This is a genomic window from Pseudomonas baltica (assembly GCF_014235765.1).
Lineage (GTDB): Bacteria > Pseudomonadota > Gammaproteobacteria > Pseudomonadales > Pseudomonadaceae > Aquipseudomonas > Aquipseudomonas baltica.
Genome location: NZ_JACMYH010000006.1, coordinates 169,632 through 190,514, shown reverse-complemented (window position 1 = coordinate 190,514; position 20,883 = coordinate 169,632). Strand labels below are relative to the sequence as shown.

Annotated in this window: 24 protein-coding genes and 5 tRNA genes; 12 read left to right on the top strand and 17 right to left on the bottom strand. The window is 59.8% G+C overall.

What is annotated here, in order from left to right:
* Positions 1-211 precede the first annotated feature (211 nt).
* The 3 genes from nadC to H7993_RS18220 all read left to right on the top strand — a co-directional run bounded on the left by nadC (position 212) and on the right by H7993_RS18220 (position 2,123).
* Positions 212-1,060, top strand: coding sequence for a carboxylating nicotinate-nucleotide diphosphorylase (gene nadC, locus H7993_RS18230; RefSeq protein WP_185795227.1), 849 nt, complete (start codon positions 212-214; stop codon positions 1,058-1,060).
* A 44-nt stretch (positions 1,061-1,104) separates the two neighbouring features.
* Positions 1,105-1,359 (top strand): hypothetical protein, encoded by a 255-nt coding sequence (locus tag H7993_RS18225; RefSeq protein ID WP_122715142.1) that lies wholly within the window; start codon positions 1,105-1,107, stop codon positions 1,357-1,359.
* Between the two features lie 179 nt (positions 1,360-1,538).
* The gene (locus H7993_RS18220; protein WP_185795226.1) at positions 1,539-2,123 is read left to right on the top strand and encodes an SMI1/KNR4 family protein; all 585 of its coding nucleotides are present in this window, start codon (positions 1,539-1,541) and stop codon (positions 2,121-2,123) included.
* A gap of 84 nt (positions 2,124-2,207) precedes the next feature.
* On the opposite strand, the gene H7993_RS18215 is transcribed toward H7993_RS18220, so the two are convergent.
* From H7993_RS18215 to H7993_RS18195, 5 genes are all read right to left on the bottom strand, one after another.
* Positions 2,208-2,981 carry an EAL domain-containing protein gene (locus H7993_RS18215; RefSeq protein WP_122475272.1) on the bottom strand — a complete coding sequence of 258 codons (774 nt, stop codon included), beginning with the start codon at positions 2,979-2,981 and terminating at the stop codon, positions 2,208-2,210.
* A 90-nt stretch (positions 2,982-3,071) separates the two neighbouring features.
* Positions 3,072-3,689, bottom strand: coding sequence for a TPM domain-containing protein (locus tag H7993_RS18210; protein ID WP_122475273.1), 618 nt, complete (start codon positions 3,687-3,689; stop codon positions 3,072-3,074).
* 18 nt (positions 3,690-3,707) lie between these two features.
* The gene (locus H7993_RS18205) at positions 3,708-4,475 is read right to left on the bottom strand and encodes a TPM domain-containing protein (RefSeq protein ID WP_185795225.1); all 768 of its coding nucleotides are present in this window, start codon (positions 4,473-4,475) and stop codon (positions 3,708-3,710) included.
* Positions 4,472-5,071, bottom strand: coding sequence for a LemA family protein (locus H7993_RS18200; RefSeq protein ID WP_122715137.1), 600 nt, complete (start codon positions 5,069-5,071; stop codon positions 4,472-4,474). Before H7993_RS18200 ends, H7993_RS18205 begins: the two co-directional genes overlap by 4 nt.
* Before the next feature lie 260 nt (positions 5,072-5,331).
* On the bottom strand, positions 5,332-5,550 hold the full coding sequence (locus tag H7993_RS18195) for a hypothetical protein (protein ID WP_043192846.1): 219 nt from the start codon (positions 5,548-5,550) through the stop codon (positions 5,332-5,334).
* A 124-nt stretch (positions 5,551-5,674) separates the two neighbouring features.
* Between H7993_RS18195 and H7993_RS18190 the strand changes: the two genes are divergently transcribed.
* A complete protein-coding gene (locus tag H7993_RS18190) occupies positions 5,675-5,854 on the top strand; it encodes a hypothetical protein (protein ID WP_122715136.1) in 180 nt (59 codons plus the stop codon).
* A gap of 55 nt (positions 5,855-5,909) precedes the next feature.
* On the opposite strand, the gene H7993_RS18185 is transcribed toward H7993_RS18190, so the two are convergent.
* On the bottom strand, positions 5,910-6,155 hold the full coding sequence (locus tag H7993_RS18185) for a hypothetical protein (RefSeq protein WP_122715135.1): 246 nt from the start codon (positions 6,153-6,155) through the stop codon (positions 5,910-5,912).
* 166 nt (positions 6,156-6,321) lie between these two features.
* Here H7993_RS18185 and H7993_RS18180 point away from each other — a divergent pair, with 166 nt between their 5' ends.
* Complete coding sequence (locus tag H7993_RS18180) at positions 6,322-7,089, top strand: hypothetical protein (RefSeq protein WP_185795224.1); 768 nt, start codon at positions 6,322-6,324, stop codon at positions 7,087-7,089.
* Here H7993_RS18180 and H7993_RS18175 read toward each other — a convergent pair.
* From H7993_RS18175 to H7993_RS18155, 5 genes are all read right to left on the bottom strand, one after another.
* Positions 7,086-7,496 (bottom strand): VOC family protein, encoded by a 411-nt coding sequence (locus H7993_RS18175; RefSeq protein WP_185795223.1) that lies wholly within the window; start codon positions 7,494-7,496, stop codon positions 7,086-7,088. The two genes, H7993_RS18180 and H7993_RS18175, sit on opposite strands and share 4 nt — an antisense overlap.
* Positions 7,497-7,575: 79 nt before the next feature.
* Positions 7,576-8,121, bottom strand: a complete 546-nt coding sequence (gene yecR / locus H7993_RS18170) for a YecR family lipoprotein (RefSeq protein WP_185795222.1) — start codon at positions 8,119-8,121, stop codon at positions 7,576-7,578.
* 83 nt (positions 8,122-8,204) lie between these two features.
* Positions 8,205-8,280: transfer RNA gene (locus H7993_RS18165), tRNA-Thr, on the bottom strand.
* Between the two features lie 57 nt (positions 8,281-8,337).
* Positions 8,338-8,760 carry a pilin gene (locus H7993_RS18160; RefSeq protein WP_122475287.1) on the bottom strand — a complete coding sequence of 141 codons (423 nt, stop codon included), beginning with the start codon at positions 8,758-8,760 and terminating at the stop codon, positions 8,338-8,340.
* Between the two features lie 213 nt (positions 8,761-8,973).
* Positions 8,974-9,396: a pilin gene (locus H7993_RS18155; protein ID WP_122475289.1), complete on the bottom strand. Its 423-nt coding sequence runs from the start codon at positions 9,394-9,396 to the stop codon at positions 8,974-8,976.
* Positions 9,397-9,630: 234 nt separating this feature from the next.
* Between H7993_RS18155 and pilB the strand changes: the two genes are divergently transcribed.
* Genes pilB through yacG form a run of 5 tightly spaced genes read left to right on the top strand, consistent with a single transcriptional unit; the run spans position 9,631 to position 14,240 of the window.
* The gene (pilB, locus tag H7993_RS18150; protein WP_122475290.1) at positions 9,631-11,331 is read left to right on the top strand and encodes a type IV-A pilus assembly ATPase PilB; all 1,701 of its coding nucleotides are present in this window, start codon (positions 9,631-9,633) and stop codon (positions 11,329-11,331) included.
* Between the two features lie 3 nt (positions 11,332-11,334).
* Positions 11,335-12,549, top strand: a complete 1,215-nt coding sequence (locus H7993_RS18145) for a type II secretion system F family protein (protein ID WP_122475292.1) — start codon at positions 11,335-11,337, stop codon at positions 12,547-12,549.
* 1 nt (position 12,550) lies between these two features.
* Positions 12,551-13,420, top strand: coding sequence for a prepilin peptidase (locus tag H7993_RS18140; protein ID WP_185795221.1), 870 nt, complete (start codon positions 12,551-12,553; stop codon positions 13,418-13,420).
* Positions 13,417-14,040: a dephospho-CoA kinase gene (gene coaE / locus H7993_RS18135; protein WP_122475295.1), complete on the top strand. Its 624-nt coding sequence runs from the start codon at positions 13,417-13,419 to the stop codon at positions 14,038-14,040. Before H7993_RS18140 ends, coaE begins: the two co-directional genes overlap by 4 nt.
* The gene (gene yacG, locus H7993_RS18130; protein WP_122715126.1) at positions 14,037-14,240 is read left to right on the top strand and encodes a DNA gyrase inhibitor YacG; all 204 of its coding nucleotides are present in this window, start codon (positions 14,037-14,039) and stop codon (positions 14,238-14,240) included. Before coaE ends, yacG begins: the two co-directional genes overlap by 4 nt.
* A 189-nt stretch (positions 14,241-14,429) precedes the next feature.
* Here the strand turns inward: yacG and H7993_RS18125 are convergent, their stop codons facing one another.
* Complete coding sequence (locus H7993_RS18125; RefSeq protein ID WP_185795220.1) at positions 14,430-14,855, bottom strand: DUF3830 family protein; 426 nt, start codon at positions 14,853-14,855, stop codon at positions 14,430-14,432.
* Positions 14,856-14,955: 100 nt separating this feature from the next.
* Between H7993_RS18125 and H7993_RS18120 the strand changes: the two genes are divergently transcribed.
* Both H7993_RS18120 and H7993_RS18115 read left to right on the top strand, forming a co-directional pair.
* Positions 14,956-15,585 carry a DUF1780 domain-containing protein gene (locus tag H7993_RS18120; protein WP_122475299.1) on the top strand — a complete coding sequence of 210 codons (630 nt, stop codon included), beginning with the start codon at positions 14,956-14,958 and terminating at the stop codon, positions 15,583-15,585.
* 329 nt (positions 15,586-15,914) lie between these two features.
* The gene (locus tag H7993_RS18115; protein ID WP_122795377.1) at positions 15,915-17,216 is read left to right on the top strand and encodes an NAD(P)/FAD-dependent oxidoreductase; all 1,302 of its coding nucleotides are present in this window, start codon (positions 15,915-15,917) and stop codon (positions 17,214-17,216) included.
* 167 nt (positions 17,217-17,383) lie between these two features.
* Here the strand turns inward: H7993_RS18115 and H7993_RS18110 are convergent.
* From H7993_RS18110 to clpB, 5 genes are all read right to left on the bottom strand, one after another.
* Positions 17,384-17,460, bottom strand: a tRNA-Pro gene (locus H7993_RS18110).
* 98 nt (positions 17,461-17,558) lie between these two features.
* Positions 17,559-17,634: transfer RNA gene (locus tag H7993_RS18105), tRNA-Lys, on the bottom strand.
* A gap of 5 nt (positions 17,635-17,639) precedes the next feature.
* Positions 17,640-17,716 (bottom strand) — tRNA-Pro (locus H7993_RS18100).
* A 10-nt stretch (positions 17,717-17,726) separates the two neighbouring features.
* A tRNA-Asn gene (locus tag H7993_RS18095) sits at positions 17,727-17,802 on the bottom strand.
* 386 nt (positions 17,803-18,188) lie between these two features.
* Positions 18,189-20,753 (bottom strand): ATP-dependent chaperone ClpB, encoded by a 2,565-nt coding sequence (clpB, locus tag H7993_RS18090; RefSeq protein WP_122795378.1) that lies wholly within the window; start codon positions 20,751-20,753, stop codon positions 18,189-18,191.
* Positions 20,754-20,883: the final 130 nt, after the last annotated feature.

The following is a 20,883-nucleotide window of genomic DNA, read 5'->3' as shown; positions in this document are numbered from 1 at the left end:
ACCTCACCGACAGTGATCTCTGACTACCAAGGTGGCAAGCAGTTCAGCGAACACGGGGCTAAGTAGGAGATTGACCGTAAATATGTACGAAAGCTCACAGCAGCCGACCAAATGCACAGCTTTTTACACCGCGTGAAGGCGCGGACTACAGGGCTTCGCTCCAAGCACTGCAGTATCCTATAATCCGCCCACTTTGCCGATGGAGCGCGTCATGTCCAATCTTCGTCTTGCCGATCTGACCGCTGAAATCGAAGCCAACGTGCGCCGTGCGTTGTTCGAAGACGTGGGCAGCGGCGATATCACTGCGCAACTGATCCCGGCCGAGCGCCTGGCCAAGGCCAGCATCATCACCCGCGATGCCTGCACCGTTGCCGGCAGCGCCTGGGTCGATGCCGTGTTTCGCCAGCTCGACCCGCGCGTGGCGGTGCATTGGCAGGTAGTGGATGGGCAGCAGGCCCAGCCCAACCAGCCCTTGTTTCACCTCGAAGGCCCGGCACGCTCGCTGCTGACCGGTGAGCGCAGCGCGCTGAATTTTCTGCAACTGCTGTCGGCCGTGGCCACCCGCGCGCGTTATTTCGCCGAGCGTGTCGGCCATACCCAGGTCAAGCTGCTGGACACGCGCAAGACCGTGCCGGGCCTGCGCCTGGCGCAAAAGTACGCGGTAACCTGCGGTGGCTGCCATAACCACCGCATCGGCCTGTACGATGCCTTCCTAATCAAGGAAAACCACATCGCCGCCTGCGGTGGCGTGGCTCAGGCAGTAGCGGCGGCGCAGCGCATCGCGCCGGGCAAGCCGGTGGAAATCGAAGTCGAAAGCCTGGAGGAGTTGCGCGAAGCCCTGGCAGCGGGTGCCGACATCGTCATGCTCGACGAGCTCAGCCTCGCCGACATGCGCGAAGCCGTGAGCATCAATGCTGGCCAGGCCAAACTCGAAGCCAGTGGCGGCATCAACGATTCGACCCTGGTCAGCATTGCCGAAACAGGGGTGGACTACATCTCGATCGGCAGCCTGACCAAGGATGTAAAAGCGGTAGACCTGTCCATGCGCCTGAGCCTGTGACAGCCCACATAGATATCGACCAGCAAAGGTATGGAGTTTTCGCAGTGACCAGCACATCCACCCAAGGCGCTCACCAGGTCTACATCATTCGCATCGACGGCACCCGCTTCGGCCCCTTCGACTCGTCCCTGGAGCCCAACAAGGCGTTGATCTACGAAGTAACGCTCAATGCCGGCGCAGGCGACCGCATCGAATTGCATGACGCCGCCGGAGAGGTACAGACCCACGTGATCTCCAACACCCATTTCCAGCCGCAGATGAGCGACGTGCCCGCCCACTACACCGTTCGCTGGCGCTGATACCCCGCAGGCCTCTGTGATAGCAGAGCTCTGTGGGAGCGGGCTCTGCCCGCGAAGAGGCCATTGGCCTTCCACCCTCCTCCCAGCCCCCCACATACCCCCCAAACAGTAAATTCCCTTGACTCACCGCCACGAATCGCCCAAAGGTGCTCAAACAAAACCCGTGTAAGGAAGCAGCCTTGAGCATCGTCGAACAGTTCCACTCAGGCCTCAAAGCCGCCCTGCCCGCCGCCAGCCTTGACGAACTCGCGTTCGCCACCGGCGCCTCGCCCACCCAACTGGACGCTCTCAAAGAGGTCTACCCGGACTGCCCGGACAGCCTGCTGCAACTGCTTGCCAAGGTGAACGGCACGCACTGGCAGAAGTACGAAAAAGGTGAAGTCTCGGTGCTCATCCTGGGCTCGGACATCGCCGAATACCCGTACTACCTGCGCTCGGTCGAGCAGATCCTCGAAGACCGCGCCGCCAACGACAAAAGCATCGCCGACATCTACGACGACTTCTTTCTGGAAAACCCGGAAATGGTCGATCGACGCATCGACGCCGACGTCAGCCTGGGCGAGCGCCTGTGCTTCTCGCACTGCATGAACAACGGCGGCACGTCCACGCTGTTCGTCGACTTCAACCCGACCGGCAAAGGCACCGAAGGCCAGGTGATCCGCTTCGTCCACGACCCGGACGAATACGTGGTCATCGCCGACAGCTTCGACGACTACCTGAAGATGCTGATCGACGACAAGTTCGCGTTCATTCTCGAAGATTGATGCAACACAGGGGCAAGTGAACACTTGCCCTAACCTTGCTTAGTTACGATCTCAGTCGCAGGTCAATCTGCCCTGACAAACGTCTCAACGCTTGAGCGGCAACTCGCCGATGGCGGGACGGGCGAACAGGTAGCCTTGCTGCAGATCGATACCCAATGATTGCAAGGCCGTGCTTTCACCGACGGTTTCGACGCCCTCGGCCACCACTGTGATGTTCAGCTTGCCGGCCACCAGCACGATCCCCGCCACGATGGCTTGCCGCACGGCGTCTTGATCCAGCGCGCGAGTCAGCGCCATGTCAATTTTCAGCACGTTGGGCTGGAATGTCGCCAGCATGTTCAAACCCGAATACCCCGAACCGAAATCGTCGATTGCCGTAGTGAAGCCCTGCTTCTCGTATTCGGCGAAAATCGACTGCAGATGCGCCGGATCATCCACACGCTCACCTTCGGTGACTTCGAACATCAGCCGATTAAGCGGAAAACCGAATTCGCGGGCAGCCTCGAGCGTTGCGCGAATGCACGTTTCGGCGCGGTAGACGGCCTTGGGCAGGAAATTGATGCTCAGCAGGCAGTCGGGCAAGTCGAGCAAACCCCACCGCGTTGCCAGTTCGATGGCCTTGACCCGGCAAGCCTGGTCGAAGCGGTAGCGATTGCCATCGTTCACCATACTCAGGATGCTGAACGCGGACTCGCCGTTGATGCCGCGCACCAGCGCCTCGTACGCCCAGGGCTTGCCACTGCGCACGTCGAGAATCGGCTGGAACGCCATGGTGAAGTCGAAACCCAGCGCATCCAGGTTTCGACAGTCGGAACACCCCACCGCCTTGAATGGCTGAGGAAAAATGATCGGGCTCATAGCGAGGCTCCGTGGGCAAAGAACGAATGATAGCGCATTGCCACTTCGACAGCTCATAGCCTCGCTAGATCCGTCTGATTGGCCGAACGGTCAGCCCAGTACGACCAACCGATCCGGTAGCTCGTTACGAGGATGGGTGACCGGCACGTGCTCACGCAACACCTCGCCACACGCTTGGATACAGCCGACGAAACCCTCCATCGTTTCACCGCGCTTGACCCGCGCAGTGAACGCTTCGACGATCGCGTTCCAGGTGTCATCCCCGACGCGACTGGAAATCCCCTCGTCCACCAGAATTTCCACGTACCGTTCTGCCTCCGAAACGAAGATCAGCATCCCCGTTCCGCCCTGAGTGTGATGCAATTTGCGCTCCAGAAACTGCCGGCGCGCCATGTTCGCCGCTCGCCAATGCCGCACTCGGCGCGGTACCAACGCCGTGGTCAGGGCCGGAATGCGAAACAGCAGCCCCAGCACGATGAAGGTTGCCCATTGCGCCAGCAGCAACTGATGAGCGTTCAGCCAACCGGGGTAATAGTTGATCAGACCCGGCACCAGCAACGCGATCAACCCCGCCCACAACAACGGAATGTAGGTGTAGTCGTCCGAGTGGGGTGCAAGCACCGTGACCAGCTCGGCGTCGGTGTGCAGTTCTGCCTCGGCAATCGCCGTGGCCACGCGCTTCTGCGCGCTTTCGTCCAGTAATGTCATGCTGCGTACCCGCTCGATTTACCAGCCACCCGATGCACCCCCGCCGCCGAAGCCGCCGCCACCGCCACCAAAACCACCGCCGCCGCCGCCGAAACCACCGCCACCACGGCCTCCGCCGCCGAGCAGGCCGCCCAGCACCGCACCCGTGAGTACCGAACGACCACCGCCGCCTCGGCCACCGCGACCCCCTCCGCCACCGCCGCGAATCATTACTATCACGATGATGATCAGTATCAGGAAGGCCGGCCAGGGCAGACGCTGCTGATCCCGGCCCTGGTCCTGCGCATCGCTGCGCTGCGGCTCGGCCAGGGGATCGCCCCCCAGCACCTGCAACATGGCCGCTGCACCCGCACGAATGCCGCCGGCGAAATCGCCTTGGCGAAACGACGGCACGATCACGTTATTGATGATGATGGAGGACTGCGCATCGGTCAGTTGCCCTTCCAGGCCATAACCGACCTCGATGCGCACCTTGCGCTCGGCCTTGGCGACGATCAACAAGGCGCCATTGTCCTTGCCTTTCTGGCCAATGCCCCAGGCACGCCCGAGCTGGTAGCCGTAATCGGCGATGTCCGTGCCCTGCAGGTCCGGCACGGTCACCACCACGACCTGCTCGGAGGTCGCCTGCTCGTGTGCCTCGAGCATCTGGCTGAGCTGGCTGCGGGTCTGCCCGTCGAGCAGGCCCGCCTGGTCCACCACCCGACCGCTAAGCGCTGGAAACTCCAGCGCCCCGGCCGTGGCAGCCCACAGCAGCATCAACAGCGGCAGGCACCGCCATGGCTTCATTGGAACTTCACGCTCGGCGCTTGCTCGGCATTGGGTGCCGTGGCCTTGAAGTTCTCGCGAACCTTCTGGTCACGGTACATGGTCATCTGCCACAGCTTGCCGGGGAAGGTACGGATCTCGGTGTTGTACTTCTCAACCGAGGCAATGAAGTCGCGACGCGCTACCGCGATGCGGTTTTCCGTGCCTTCGAGCTGCGACTGCAGCGCCAGGAAGTTCTGGTTCGACTTCAGGTCAGGATAACGCTCGACCGTCACCATCAAACGGCTCAAGGCACCGCTGAGTTGCTGCTGGGCCTGATCGAACTGCTGCAGCTTGGCCGGATCGTCCAGCGTGTTGGCATCGACCTGGATCGACGTGGCCTTGGCGCGCGCCTCGATCACTCGAGTCAGGGTGTCCTGCTCCTGCTTGGCGTAGCCCTTCACCGTTTCCACCAGATTGGGGATCAGGTCGGCACGACGCTGGTACTGGTTCTCCACCTGAGCCCAGGCCGATTTTACCTGTTCGTCATATTGCGGAATGTTATTGACGCCGCAGCCACTGAGCAGCGTGGCGAACATCAACACGGTCAACAACCGTGTGCGCAGGGAAATGGTCATGGTGGGGTCAAGCTCCTTGGAAGGCAGTGGTCATGGCCACTGCAACGCGCCGAAACCTGGTTCGGTTCGACGCTTGAATAGGTGAGGTTAGCAGGCCTGGCTGGGCGAAACGCCAAATCGCAGACAAAGAAAAGCCCGCCGACGGGGAGGAAAGCGGGCTTGAAGAAGGAGCAAGGTCAACATTACGCCCAAGAATGTAAATGCCGCGTGAAACGGATGTGAACGGACGGTTAGCTGCACTTTTCTCCTTTTTCACGACATCAACGACCGTCGGCGATCTTGCGTTCGATCTCGGCGGTCTTGCGCTGCAAGGTCTCGGCATCCTGCTCTTTCTCCTTGATGGAGGTGGGCGTGATGACCTTGTCGACGCCTTCGGTGGCAGGCGTTTCATTTTCGATATCGCGCTCGACCACGTTCACCGGCTTGCCGCTGGCATCGAGGGTCGGGGCTTTTGGCTGGATTTCATCGCGTGTGGTCATGGTAGGAAGCCTCTGATGATAGGTAGAGATTCGAGGCATTGCAGGCAAGGTAAGTTCCTGTGCAACGCTTCGGACTGCACCTTGGCCGAGGGCGCCGGTCACAGCTTCTTTGGGAGGAAAAACCATGGCCATCTCAGTCAAGAAACTCGAAGGCAATGACATCCCCGAGCAGTACCGGACACACGACATGAGCCCGGTGTTTCAGGTTCAGGACAGCGAAGGACAGTTGCACATACGCACCAGTGACGTGGAAGCCGCTGCCCTGGCAGTGGAATTCAGCGAACAGGACAAGCAGCCCGAGTGACCGAGCAAGGGGTGCAGGACGTTGCCGACCTGCACACCTCGTTCAACGGCCCCGCCTAATCGCCCAGCAACCACACACCGGCGCTGACCAATGCCGCAATCAGCGTGCCGCCGAACAGGGCGTACTCGAGCTTGCTGCGATTCAGCGCCTGGATCACGTGTTCGATATAGGCCTCGATATCCGCCGCCCGGCGGCGCATCTCAAGGCCTTCGATGACGTCCTGCACCCGCGCATCGAGCAAAGGCGACACACACAGATAGACCGAAGCGTAGCTGGCCAGAATGATGAAGAAGTATTTCACGGTTGGCATCCTTGCCCAGAGTCAGGGGCGGGCTTATAAGCTGTCGGCATACAGGACGAAAACGATACAGGTCGAGGCAAACAATCGCCATTCCCGGTGCCGATTGAATAAAAGCCCAACGTCGAATCATGTACAACGTATGGACTAAAAACAAAGACGCACGTACATGACTGTTTTCTACCTCAAGCTGCTCATCACGCCGCTGCTCATGTTGTTCATCTCCATCGCTGCCAAACGCTGGGGCACACACGTTGGCGGGCTGCTGTCCGGGCTTCCGGTGACCTCCGCCGTGGTAATGCTGTTTCTCAGCCTCGAACAAGGCCCGGGGTTCGTGGCGATGGCAGTGCCCGGTGCATTGGCGGGCGTGGCGGCTATTCAGGCGACCTACCTGTTCTATCTTGCGGTGACTCGCCGCATTTCAGTGGTGCTCGGATGCCTGGCCGCCGTGGTGTTCTACGTTGCCACGGCGCTACTGATGAACCGGCTGGGGTCACCCATTGCCTCCATCGCCATTACCCTGTGCCTGGTGGTCGCGCTGATTCGGGTGACGTCGAACGATGGCAAACCCCTGGCGCGCCCGGTTGCGTTACCCCACTGGATCATTCCCATGCGGATGTTGACCGCTACCCTGCTGCTGCTACTGATCACCGCAGGGGCGCAGTGGTTGGGCCCCGTGGTCAGCGGCTACCTGGCGCCCATTCCGATCATCGCCTGGCCGCTGGCGGTTTTTGCGCATGTGCAGGGCGGACGCCAGGAGCTCGCGGCGATTGTCAGAGGCAACGCGATTGGCGCCGTCGGCGTGATCGGCTTCTACCTCAGCTTGCAGGAGATGGTAGTGCAACTGGGCATACTGCCCGCCGTGGCGACAGGCGTGGTGCTGGCGGTACTGCTGACGGCTGGGGTTGCGCGCCTGGCCAACTTGCGTCGGAGTTAAGCTGAACTGGCCATATCCGATGCGTGAACGAAACATAACTTGTTGCCTTCAGGGTCCCGGCAATAGGCGCCGTAGTAGTCCTGTGAATACTGCGGCCGCAAACCCGGCGCCCCCTCGTCGCTGCCACCGTTGTCCAACGCTGCCTGCCACGCGTCCCGCACCTGCTGCTGCGACTGCGCCGCAAAGCTGACCTGCATGCCGTTGCCCCAAGTGGCCGGGAGGCCGTTGAACGGGAGCTGGACGTAGACCTGGGGCCAGGGCTTATCGGGCCGTTGCCAACCAGCGCCGGCTGGGCCCCCGTCGTTTTCTTCCGGCATGCGGATAAGGCCGAGGGCTTGGAAGATGTGGTCGTAGAAGGCGACCATTTTTGCCAGGTCGCGGGCGCCGATTTGGATGTGGCTGAACATGGGGGGCTCCTGGGCATGTCGTGTGGGCTATCCATGTAAGGAACCGAACTGGAAAGCTTTATGCCCTGCTCCCGATTCACTACTGCGCCATGATTGCCTGATATCTCTTTTGATACTCGTCGTAAGGCAAGTTCTGCTGCATCAGCAAATCGATCTGCCGATCTTTGTACTCAGCGGACGACAATGGGGCGGGCGTTGCTGTCGGTGCTGGTTGGGGAGACGCAACTGCCTGTCGGGCAGGCACCTGAACTGGAGGCTGCGCTGAGCCTAGGTAATTAAGTGGCGCAGATACGCTGCCCAGATTACCCAAGCACTGATATTTTTTTGAGACCCGCCACGCCGAACAATCACCAAAACCGCGTCTGGCAGTGCATTCCTGGGTGGCTCCGCCAAAAGGCTCTGCGTCTACGTAGCCCCATAGGGAGCATTTGGACCGGGCGATAGTGTACGCCTGCTTCAGATCGACAACCGGCGTTTCCAGATAATTGAAATCATAGGCAACGTCGATAACGCCATCCGCACGGCTGCCTCCGGTGGCGTAGAAATCCTTGTGAGTGGAGCAGGCGGGCAGTGCCGCCAGAAACACAAAAGCCGCTGCGAGGCGGCTGAATCCTGTGAGAACCATGGTGATTTCCGTATGCTGGGTTGCGGCATCATCACTTCCAGAACTGAAATTGACGATGTTTAGAGGATGATGCTGGGTTGGGATGGTGCCGGAGATAGGAATCGAACCTACGACCTTCGCGTTACGAGTGCGCTGCTCTACCGACTGAGCTACACCGGCTAGGATATCTTCAATAATGTGAGCCCAGATCAATATTGCTCCGGGCTCACCCAGATATTAGCCTTTAACGTAGTTACTTGTCACACAGCCACCGCTGTAGGTCCAAGTCAAAACTCCGCTTTCAGCTTTGGGTGTCAGGACACAGGTCTCAGTATCCAAAATACCTTTGAATTTATTTGGAGTCGCGGTCATGACACCAGTATCTGCGACTTCAATCTTGTTAAGCGCGCCTGTTGTTTTACCGGTCGGGATAGTGATGCCCAGCTTAGCAGAGGTATCACAAGATGCAAAAGCAGACGTCTCATTGTAGCAAGCGGCTATCGCACCCTTCACTGCATCCATATTTGTAATGATTTCGGAGTACGCAGCCCGCTTGGTGTAGTTTTGATATGCTGGCAATGCTATAGCTGCAAGAATGCCGATGATCGCTACGACGATCATAAGCTCGATCAAAGTAAAACCTTTCTGCGCATTATTCATGTTCAACCCCTTCAATTATCGTGAATACCACGGCGAACAATCTGCCAAGCGAGTCATGATGAGCTCAACGCTGCTGCCTATCTTGCTTAAAGCATTGTCCGTGCCAACATTGTACTTACAGAGCTGCGCCCAACAATGCGCCAAAAACAGGTGGCACAGGCATATTAATGCGCAGAATCTGTCATTTTTTGTCACTCGGATGCGGTCCGACTACTAGCGCTTTATGTAGCCGTTGCTCACGCATGGTCCACTAAACGTCCAGCCCAACCCCCCTTCTTCCGCCGCTGGCTCAAGAGTACAGGTGTCGGTCGCGGAAACACCTCTATATGCATTAGGCGTGGCTGCGATCACAGCCGTTTTTGGGGAAATGGTTATGGAAGCCAATGCTCCCGTAGTTTTGCTAGGCGCTTGCATTCCTATCTTCGCCATCGAATCGCAATCTGACAACGCCCCAGTTGTCTGATAGCAAACGCTGATCGCCGTCTTCATCGGATCCATCGCGTTCACAATTTCCGAATAAGCGGCGCGTTTGACGTACGCTTGATAGGCGGGTAAGGCGATGCTCGCAAGGATACCGACGATTGCCACGACGATCATCAGTTCCAGCAAAGTGAAACCCCGCTGACGTAGGTTCATTTACGCTTCCAAAGTAAACTAGATTTGTTGTTCCCAGAATTCGGGGTATGAGTGCATATTGTAGGCACTTTTGACGACAGCATGACCTATGCCACGTTGGAAATCGACTGCACAAGTCGCTGCTGATATACCTCGTACATACAGCCCCTAGCCTGCAGATCACATGTGTTGATCCATTTGGCACCACCCCTCGACTACGCTATAAAACACGGACTGTCCGTACTCGGTGCCCACATGAATGATATCGCCCTCACCGGCTTGGCCAAGCAATTGGTCGTCGCTGAACTCCTGACCGACAAGGCTGCGCAGCAGGCCTATCAGCAAGCTCAACGCACCCGTGTTCCGCTTGTTCACTACCTGGTGCAGAATAAGCTCGCAAAAAGCCGCGATATTGCCGAAATTGCTGCCGATCAATTTGGCATCTCATTTCTCGACTTGGCAGCGGTTGATCGAGAAGGTCAGCCTCGAGGTCTGGTCAGCGAGAAGCTGGTTCGACAACACCATGCCCTCCCTCTCTGGCGACGCGGCAACAAATTATTCGTAGGCATCTCGGATCCCACTAACCATCAAGCTATTACTGACATCCAGTTCAACACTGGCCTGACGACCGAGGCAATTCTTGTCGAAGATGACAAGCTGACCGAGGCCATCGAGAAGTTTTTCGAGAGCGGCACCACTGGTCTTGAGGAGCTGAGCGATGTAGACCTGGACGGCCTTGACGTTGAAACCGTCGATGACAACAGGAACGACTCCATTGCAGGACAAGACGCCGACGACGCTCCCGTCGTGCGTTTCGTCAACAAAATGCTGCTCGATGCTATCCGCGGCGGCTCATCCGACCTGCACTTTGAACCCTATGAAAAAGCCTATCGCGTCCGGTTCCGGACTGACGGCATGTTGCGCGAAATCGCTCGTCCGCCGATTAACCTAGCAGGCCGCATTGCGGCGCGCCTCAAGGTCATGGCCAGTCTCGATATCTCCGAGCGGCGCAAGCCGCAGGACGGCCGGATCAAGATGCGCATCTCGAAGAACAAGGCCATCGACTTCCGGGTGAACACCCTTCCCACGTTGTGGGGCGAGAAGATCGTGATGCGTATTCTTGACCCGTCGAGCGCGCAGATGGGTATCGATGCGCTGGGTTATGAACCGCATCAGAAAGAGCTCTACCTCCAGGCCTTGAAGCAACCACAGGGGATGATTCTGGTCACCGGCCCCACAGGCTCGGGCAAGACCGTGTCGCTCTACACCGGCATCAACATCTTGAATACGGTGGACATCAACATCTCCACAGCCGAAGACCCGGTTGAAATCAACATGGAGGGTATCAATCAGGTCAACGTCAACAACAGGCAAGGGCTCGACTTCGCCCAGGCCCTGCGTTCCTTCCTGCGTCAGGATCCTGACGTCATCATGGTCGGTGAGATCCGCGACCTGGAAACCGCCGAGATCGCCATCAAAGCCGCGCAGACCGGTCACCTCGTGCTTTCCACGCTGCACACCAACAGCGCCGCTGAAACGCTGACTCGTTTGCAGAACATGGGCGTGGCTGGCTTCAATATTGCAACGTCGGTGAGCCTGATCATTGCGCAGCGGCTGGCAAGGAAGCTGTGCCCGCATTGCCGCAAAGAGGCGGACATTCCCCGTGACGTGCAGATTGAAGAAGGTTTCGCGCCTGAGTTGGCGGGGACCTTCAAGATCTACGAGCCTGTGGGGTGCGAACAGTGCAACGGCGGCTATCGCGGCCGGCAGGGCATCTACGAGGTAGTGAAAGTCACCAAGGAGTTGCAGCGGATGATCATGGAAGCCAACAACGCTATCGAAATTGCGGCACAGATGCGCAAGGAAGGTTTCAGCGATTTGCGAGCGTCAGGTCTGGTCAAGGTTATGCAAGGGGTTACCAGCCTTGCCGAAGTCAACCGAGTCACCAAGGATTAAGCAATGGCGGTCAAAGCAAAGGTCAACGTCTATGCCTGGGAAGGGATAGACCGCAAAGGCACCAAGATGTCTGGGGAGCTGAGCGGCCACAATCCGGCGTTGATCAAGGCGCAGTTGCGCAAGCAGGGGATCAACCCGGGCAAGGTCAAGAAGAAGGGTACTTCGCTGTTCGGGAAGGGCAAGCGTATCAAGCCTATGGACATTGCCCTGTTTACTCGGCAGATGTCGACCATGATGCGTGCCGGGGTGCCCTTGCTGCAGTCGTTCGACATCATTTCCGAAGGCGTCGACAACCCCAACATGCGCAAGCTCGTGGACGAGGTCAAACAGGAAGTTGCTGCAGGCAACAGCTTTGCTTCGTCGCTGCGCAAGAAGCCGGAATACTTCGACGATCTCTACTGCAACCTGGTGGACGCGGGTGAGCAGGCCGGTGCCTTGGAAACCTTGCTCGACCGCGTAGCCACCTACAAAGAAAAAACCGAGCAGCTGAAAGCCAAGATCAAGAAGGCGATGACCTACCCCATAGCGGTGGTCGTTGTTGCCATCATCGTTTCCGGGATTCTGTTGATCAAAGTTGTGCCGCAGTTCAAGTCCATCTTCGAAGGCTTCGGTGCGGAGCTGCCAGCGTTCACCCTGATGGTCATGGGATTGTCTGACGTAGTACAGGAATGGTACTTGCTGCTACTCGCAGGCTTCGTGGGTTTGTTCTTTGGTTTCAAGCACGCAATGAAGCGCAGCCAGAAGCTGCGCGATACGGTGGATCGCTGGTTGCTAAAAGTCCCTATCGTGGGCGCTATTCTGTACAAGTCAGCGGTGGCGCGTTACGCGCGCACACTTTCCACGACGTTCGCCGCAGGCGTGCCGCTGGTCGATGCATTGGATTCTGTTTCAGGCGCCACCGGCAACGTTGTGTTCAAGAACGCCGTAAATCGGATCAAAGCTGATGTTTCTACCGGTATGCAGCTGAATTTTTCCATGCGCTCGACCGGTGTTTTCCCCACCCTCGCCATCCAAATGACCGCCATCGGCGAAGAATCCGGCGCCCTAGACGACATGCTCGACCGCGTAGCAACCATCTACGAAGCCGAGGTCGACAACATGGTCGACAGCCTCACCAGCCTCATGGAGCCGATGATCATGGCTGTGCTGGGCGTGGTGGTCGGTGGCCTGGTTATTGCGATGTACCTTCCCATCTTCCAACTCGGCTCCGTCGTCTAACATGCTCCTACTTGAATTCCTGGCCAGCCCGCTGGCCCTGATGTTCTGCGCCCTCCTCCTGGGCCTCATCATCGGCAGCTTCCTCAACGTCCTCATCCACCGCCTGCCCATCATGCTCGACCGTGACTGGACCACGCAGTCCCGCGAAATGCTCGGTCTGCCGCCTGAGCCAAAAGGCGCGGCGTACAACCTGCTGCTGCCCCACTCCGAATGCCCGCACTGTGCCCACAAGATCCGCGCCTGGGAGAACATTCCGGTGGTGAGCTACCTGATGCTGCGGGGCAAGTGTGCCAGTTGTCGGGCGAAGATCAGCCTGCGTTATCCGCTGGTGGAAGTGGCCACGGGCATCTTGAGTGCCTTTGTGGTGTATCACTTCGGGTTGAGCTGGCAGGCCGGTGCGTTTCTGCTGCTGACCTGGGGCTTGCTGGCGATGAGTCTGATCGATGCCGATCACCAATTGCTGCCGGATGTGCTGGTGCTGCCGTTGCTGTGGCTGGGGTTGATCGTCAATGGCCAGGGGTTGTTTACCAATCTCTACGACGCGCTGTGGGGCGCGGTGGCGGGTTATCTGAGCCTGTGGCTGGTGTATTGGGTGTTCAAGCTGATCACCGGCAAGGAAGGCATGGGCTACGGCGATTTCAAGTTGCTGGCCATGCTCGGGGCCTGGGGTGGCTGGCAGATATTGCCGCTGACCATTCTGTTGTCGTCCCTGGTGGGGGCGGTGCTGGGTGTGTTGATGCTGCGGATGCGCAACGCACAAACCAGTACGCCGATCCCGTTTGGGCCTTATCTGGCCATTGCGGGGTGGATTGCATTGCTGTGGGGTGATCAAATAACCACTTCATACATGCAGTTTGCCGGGTTCCGATGACAACAGCTGTGGATAAACCTTGGGTGCTGGGTCTCACCGGTGGCATCGCCAGTGGCAAGAGCGCGGCGGCACAGCGCTTTGCCGAGTTGGGCGTGCACGTGGTGGATGCCGACCAGGCCTCGCGCTGGGTGGTGGAGCCGGGGCGGCCAGCGCTGGCGGCGCTGGTGCAGCGCTATGGTGCGGCGCTGTTGCAGGCCGACGGCAGCCTCGACCGTGGGGCGTTGCGCAAGGTGATCTTCGAGGATGCGCAGGAGCGGCGCTGGGTCGAGGCTTTGCTGCATCCGTTGATTGCCGAGGAAATCGCCCGGTCGCTGGCTTCGGCGACGTCGCCCTATGCGGTGTTCGTGTCGCCGCTGATGGTCGAGTCGGGACAGTACCGGACCACGCAGCGCTTGCTGGTTGTGGATGCGCCGGAAGCGGTGCGGGTTGCGCGGACCTTGCTGCGCGATCACACCACGCCCGAGCAGGTCCAGGCGATTCTGAAAGCCCAGGCGAGCCGCGAGCAGCGGCTGGCGCTGGCGGACGATGTGCTGGTCAACGACCGCGACTTGGCCTGGCTGCACTCGGAAGTCGAGCGGCTGCATGCTTTTTATCTGACTTTGCGTGGAGGCCGAGAATGAGCCAACCCTTGACCGTTGATTGCCCGACTTGCGGGGCGCCAGTGGAATGGACGGCAGCGAATGCGAACAGGCCGTTCTGTTCCGATCGTTGCAAATTGATTGACCTGGGGGCCTGGGCGTCCGAGGAGCACAAGATTCCGGTGAGCCCGGATGCCGAGGACGACCTGTTCAGCGAGGACCTGCCACCGCGCGGGCATTGAGGCGGTCGGGCACCAGGCGATAGTGCTTGCACCTGTGCCTGGTTCGCGGCCACGGACCGCTCCTACAGTGGATATCGGGTACCCGTAGGAGCGGTCATCGGCCGCGAAGAGGCCTCTGCGGATCGTCTGGGATACCGCAGTGTCTGGTTCGCGGCCACGGACCGCTCCTACAGGGTATCTACAGGGCGATCACGCCAATTCGAACAACACCTCTTGCGCACCTTCCCACAAGGTCTTCACGCCCAGGGCGCGGAGGTTTTCCTTGCCCTGCACCACGGTAAGGAAATGGTTGCCGGCCAACTGGCCCATCTTGCTGGCGAAGCAGCACGACCCGTAGGCCAGCAGAATTTCCGTCTCGCTGTACGGCCCGGGATAAAACAACACGTCACCCACCGACGGGTGGCTGGTGTGGTTCTCGAACCCGACCGGCTCGTTACCGCGCAGCAACTGGAATTCACCCAGTGGCACCCAGCACGCCTCGCCACTCCAGCGCACATGGATGATCTTCTGCCGATACGGCAGCAGCTTGAGAAACGCATCCACCGTCTGCGGCGCATCGGGATGGGTTTCGGCCAAGAATTCGTAGCCGCCGGAGGTGATCTTGATGCTGGGCATGGTGCAGCTCCTGGGAAAATCCCATCCTTACCCATCGCCGAGCGATTTTGAAGCGTCGAGCGTTATTCTTTTCGTCGCACAGGCGGGCTAAGCTAGGGCCATGGATGACTCCGACTACCTGCGTTTGCTCACCAGCCAGGCCGAACAGGCCAATGCCTTCCTCTCCAATGCGCGCAAGTGGGAGCGCGAGCGTTGGGTGTGCGAGCGCCTGTTGCAGGGCCTGAACATCGCCTACCGTGACGATGAATTCACCCCCGCCGGCCAGGAGCCGCCGGACGTGCTGTTCCGTGAAGCCAGTTTCGAAGTGTTCTTCGTGCTCGACGAAGGGCGCCGGCTCAACGATGAATGGCGCGAGGAGTTGCAGCGCCGCCGCAGCGCTTTCTCCCTCAGCCAACTGGTCCGGCGCGAGGCACGCCCCAAACGCATCCGCGCACCCGAGCTGCTGCAGCGGCTGGCGCCGACCTTGCGCAAGAAAGCCCACAACTACCGCGAACGAGGGCTGGACCTCGGTGAGCTGGACATCATTGCCTTCGCCAGCCTCAAGCGCGAAACCCTGGACTTGAACAGCCATTTTCCGCCGCCTACCGAGTTTCTTCGCCAAGGCTGGCGCTCGCTGTCGCTGGTCGGGCCCACTTTTGCTCGGGTCTTGTTCGCCCACCCGGATGCGCCGGATTTCCTGCGCAACAACCTGGGCCGCAGCATCGTTTTCGATGTGGGCATCAGTTTGTGAACCCACCCTTTTACCAGTCATGGCGCAGGGGCCGTGCGGATGATACAAAGCGCTCTCACCCGCACCGCCTGTCAGGAACCCTGTAGCCTTGCCAGCGTCTGAAACGTCTACCTGTTCAGGGTCGCCTGCCCTGCCACGTGACACTCGCCCATTGATCGGCGGTCACTCGTGCGCGCCTCGGTTGCAAGTCGAGCACCTGCTCCTTGCCCGGGGGACAGCCGTAGCAGGGCTTGTCGATCCATCTGTTCGAAGGTGTGGAGCTCTGAGCTGCCTTGCGCTCGCCCCCCCCTCGCAGACACCCGAATTCGTTAACCTTATGAGAGCTTTCCATGACACATCGCATCGTTATTGTCGGCGGCGGCGCCGGCGGCCTGGAACTGGCCACCAGCCTGGGCAAGACCCTGGGCAAGCGCGGTACGGCCAGCGTCACGCTGGTGGACGCCAACCTGACCCATATCTGGAAGCCACTGCTGCATGAAGTGGCCGCCGGCTCCCTGAATTCGTCTGAAGACGAGCTCAACTACGTGGCGCAGGCCAAGTGGAATCATTTCGAGTTTCAGCTTGGCCGCATGAGCGGCCTGGACCGCGCGGCCAAGCAGATCCAATTGAGCGCCACCCTCGATCCGGAAACCGGCCTGGAGCTGGTCCCGGCGCGCAGCATCGGCTATGACACCCTGGTGATTGCGGTAGGCAGCACCACCAACGACTTCGGCACCCAGGGGGCGGCGGAGCACTGCCTGTTCCTCGATACCCGCAAGCAGGCCGAGCGTTTCCACCAGCAACTGCTCAATCACTACCTGCGCGCCCATGCCGGGCACGACGAGAGTCGCGCGCAGATCAGCGTCGCTATCGTTGGCGCCGGTGCTACCGGTGTCGAGCTGGCAGCCGAGTTGCACAACGCGGCAAAAGAACTGGCGGCTTACGGCTTGGGCCGCATCGCGCCGGAGAACATGCGCATCACCTTGATCGAAGCCGGCCCACGGGTGCTGCCGGCGCTGCCCGAGCGCATCGGCCAGCCGGTGCATCAGACCTTGGAAAAGCTGGGCGTGACGGTCCTGACCAATGCCGCGGTGAGCGAGGTGACTGCCGAAAGCCTGCTGACCAGCAGCGGGCAGGTGATCCCCGCCAGCTTGAAGGTGTGGGCAGCCGGTATTCGTGCGCCTGGCTTCCTCAAGGAGATCGATGGTCTGGAAACCAACCGCATCAATCAGTTGGTGGTACGCCCTACCCTGCAGTCTACCCGTGACGATGACATCTTTGCCTTCGGTGACTGTGCGGCCTGCCCGCAGCCGGGCACCGACCGCAACGTGCCACCGCGCGCGCAGGCAGCCCACCAGCAGGCCTCGTTGCTGGCCAAGTCGCTGAAGCTGCGCATCGAAGGCAAGGCGCTGCCGGAATACACCTACAAGGATTACGGCTCGCTGATTTCCCTCTCGCACTTCTCGGCGGTGGGCAACCTGATGGGCAACCTGACCGGCAGCGTCATGCTCGAAGGCTGGCTGGCGCGGATGTTCTACGTGTCGCTGTACCGGATGCACCAAGCGGCGCTGTATGGCCTGTTCCGCACCGGCATGCTGATGCTAGGCAGCCGCATCGGCCGCGGCACCGAGCCGCGACTGAAGCTGCATTGACCCATCGTTGCCTGCAATCCCTGTAGCAGCGGCGCGAGCCGCGTCATTGGCGATGCGGTGTGCCTGGTACACCGCGGTGAGGCCGGACGCGGCTTGCGCCGCTGCTACAGGGGCGGAATGGAAGGCAAAAAAAAGGCGCCCATGACAGGCGCCTTTTTTCATGAATATGGTCGGGGTAAGGGGATTCGAACTCCTGACATCCTGCTCCCAAAGCAGGCGCGCTACCGGACTGCGCTATACCCCGGTACAAAAAAGGCACCCCGGAAGGCGCCTTTTCTGCTGCCCACCGGTGTTAATCGGTGGGGCTTTTTAAGATTCGATCCAGCGAACCGGAATCAAAAATGGTGGGTCGTGTGGGATTCGAACCTACGACCAATTGGTTAAAAGCCAACTGCTCTACCAACTGAGCTAACGACCCAAATATGGTCGGGGTAAGGGGATTCGAACTCCTGACATCCTGCTCCCAAAGCAGGCGCGCTACCGGACTGCGCTATACCCCGATATGAAATTTGGCTCCGTGACCAGGACTCGAACCTGGGACCCAATGATTAACAGTCATTTGCTCTACCGACTGAGCTATCACGGAACTATCAATTTCAGTACATCTACAACCGCTGCAGCTTCAAGCCTGTATCACTACCGCCTTGAACTCTTCGACCCGTTCGCATCGCTGCGTTCATGTCTCTGAGGCGCGCTATTCTACAATTTTCAAAACCTCTGTCAACCCTTTAAATTGCTTTCAAGACACTGATTTGCAACTTTTTTTCAGAACCGGTGAAGCCAGTGGCTCTGCGGGATGACGTACAGCGGGGCGCACTTTACAAGCCTTGAAACGAAAATGCAACGGCAAATCAATGGGGTGGGTCGGTGGGGGCCTCTTCGCGGGCAGAGCCCGCTCCCACAATGACTTGAGCGCCCGCAGGAGCGGGAGCGGGCTCTGCCCGCGAAGAGGCCCTCACTGCCACTCATCACTCAAGCAAACACAATCTCGTCATCGACCACCGACGCCTGCACCGATGTCCCTGGCAGGAATTTGCCCGAGAGAATCAGCTGTGCCAGCGGGTTCTCGATCCAGCGCTGGATCGCACGCTTCAACGGACGCGCGCCATACACCGGGTCGTAGCCTACCGCGATCAGCTTATCCAGCGCCTCGTCGCTCAGCTCCAGGCTCAGATCGCGCTCGGCCAGACGGCTGCGCAAGCGGGCCAGCTGGATCTGCGTGATCCCGGCGATCTGGTCGCGTGCCAGCGGCTCGAAAATCACCACCTCGTCGATCCGATTGACGAACTCGGGCCGGAAATGGCTGGTGACCGCATCCATGACCGCCGCGCGCTGCGCCTCGCGGTCGCCGACCAGCTCCTGGATACGCGCCGACCCCAGGTTCGAGGTCATGACGATCACGGTGTTGCGGAAGTCCACGGTACGCCCGTGGCTGTCGGTCAGACGGCCATCTTCCAATACTTGCAACAGCACGTTGAACACGTCCGGGTGGGCCTTTTCGACTTCATCGAGCAGCAACACCGAGTACGGTTTGCGACGCACCGCTTCGGTCAGGTAGCCGCCCTCTTCATAGCCAACGTAGCCGGGTGGCGCACCGATCAGGCGAGCGACAGAATGCTTCTCCATGAACTCGGACATGTCGATGCGCACCATCGCCTCTTCGGTATCGAAGAGAAACTCGGCCAGCGCCTTGCACAGTTCGGTCTTGCCCACACCGGTCGGGCCGAGGAACATGAACGAGCCGCTGGGCCGGTTGGGATCGGACAATCCGGCACGCGAGCGCCGCACTGCGTTGGACACCGCCACCACGGCCTCTTCCTGGCCGATCACGCGTTGGTGCAGCAGGCTTTCCATCTTCAGCAGCTTGTCGCGCTCGCCTTCGAGCATCTTCGACACGGGAATCCCCGTCCACTTGGAAACCACCTCGGCGATTTCTTCCTCGGTCACCTTGCTGCGCAGCAACTGGTTCTCGCTTTTGCCGTGTTGGTCGACCATCTGCAGGCTGCGTTCCAGATCGGGGATGACCCCGTACTGCAACTCGGCCATACGGCTCAAATCGCCGCGCCGACGCGCTGCTTCCAGTTCTTGCCGCGATTGTTCGATCTTCTGCTGAATCTGTGCCGACCCCTGCACTTCGGCCTTTTCCGAGGTCCAGATCTCTTCCAGGTCGGCGTATTCGCGCTCCAACCTGTTGATTTCCTCGGTCAGCTTTTCCAGACGCTTGATCGCGGCCTCGTCATCTTCTTTCTTCAAGGCCTGGGACTCGACCTTGAGCTGGATCAGACGGCGCTCCAGGCGGTCGAGCACTTCGGGCTTGGAGTCGATCTCCATGCGGATGCGGCTGGCCGCCTCGTCGATCAGGTCGATGGCCTTGTCGGGCAACTGGCGGTCAGTGATATAGCGATGGCTGAGCTTGGCTGCCGCGATGATCGCGCCGTCAGTGATGGCCACCTTGTGGTGAACCTCGTAGCGCTCCTTGAGGCCACGCAGGATGGCGATGGTGTCTTCCTCGCTCGGCTCCTCGACCAGCACCTTCTGGAAGCGCCGCTCCAGGGCGGCATCCTTCTCGATGTACTGGCGGTATTCGTTGAGCGTGGTGGCACCTACGCAGTGCAGCTCGCCACGGGCCAGTGCCGGCTTGAGCATATTGCCCGCATCCATCGAGCCTTCGCCTTTGCCGGCGCCGACCATGGTGTGCAGTTCGTCGATGAACAGAATGATCTGCCCTTCCTGCTTGGACAGCTCATTGAGCAGCGACTTCAGGCGCTCCTCGAACTCGCCGCGAAACTTGGCGCCGGCGATCAGCGCGCCCATGTCCAGGCTGAGCAGGCGCTTGCCGCGCAAGCCATCGGGGACTTCGCCATTGATGATGCGCTGGGCCAGGCCTTCGGCGATGGCAGTCTTGCCCACACCGGGCTCACCGATCAGTACCGGGTTGTTCTTGGTGCGGCGCTGCAGCACCTGGATGGTCCGACGGATCTCGTCGTCACGGCCGATCACCGGGTCGAGCTTGCCTTCCTCGGCGCGCTTGGTCAGGTCGACGGTGTATTTTTCCAGGGCCTTGCGCGACTCCTCGGCGTTGGGGTCGTTGACCGCCTCGCCACCGCGCAGGTTGCTGATAGCATTTTCCAGCGCCTTCTTGCTGACGCCCTGGCCCAACAGCAGCTTGCCCAGCTTGCTGTTGTCGTCCATGGCCGCCAGCAATACCAGTTCGCTGGAGATGAACTGATCGCCCTTCTGCTGCGCCAGCCGGTCGGCCTGGTTGAGCAGGCGCGCCAGGTCCTGGGACATGTTGACGTCGCCAGTCGGGTTCTGGATTTTCGGCAGCTGGTCGAGCTCTTTGCTCAGCGCCTTGCGCAGGCTGTTGACGTCGAAGCCCACCTGCATGAGCAACGGACGGATCGAACCGCCCTGCTGGTCGAGCTGCGCCTGCATCAGATGCGCCGGTTCGATGGCCGGATGGTCCATGCCAACGGCCAGGGATTGTGCGTCGGATAACGCGAGTTGAAGCTTGCTGGTCAAACGGTCTATACGCATGAGTCACCTTCCTGAAAAGGGGCAGGCCGGAGCGATGGACACACCTGATGAAGAAAACCTGCCGGGGATGACAGTTAGATGGGGGGTGTTGGTGAAGATTCAAGGACGGGGGTTGCAGATCTAGATAGGT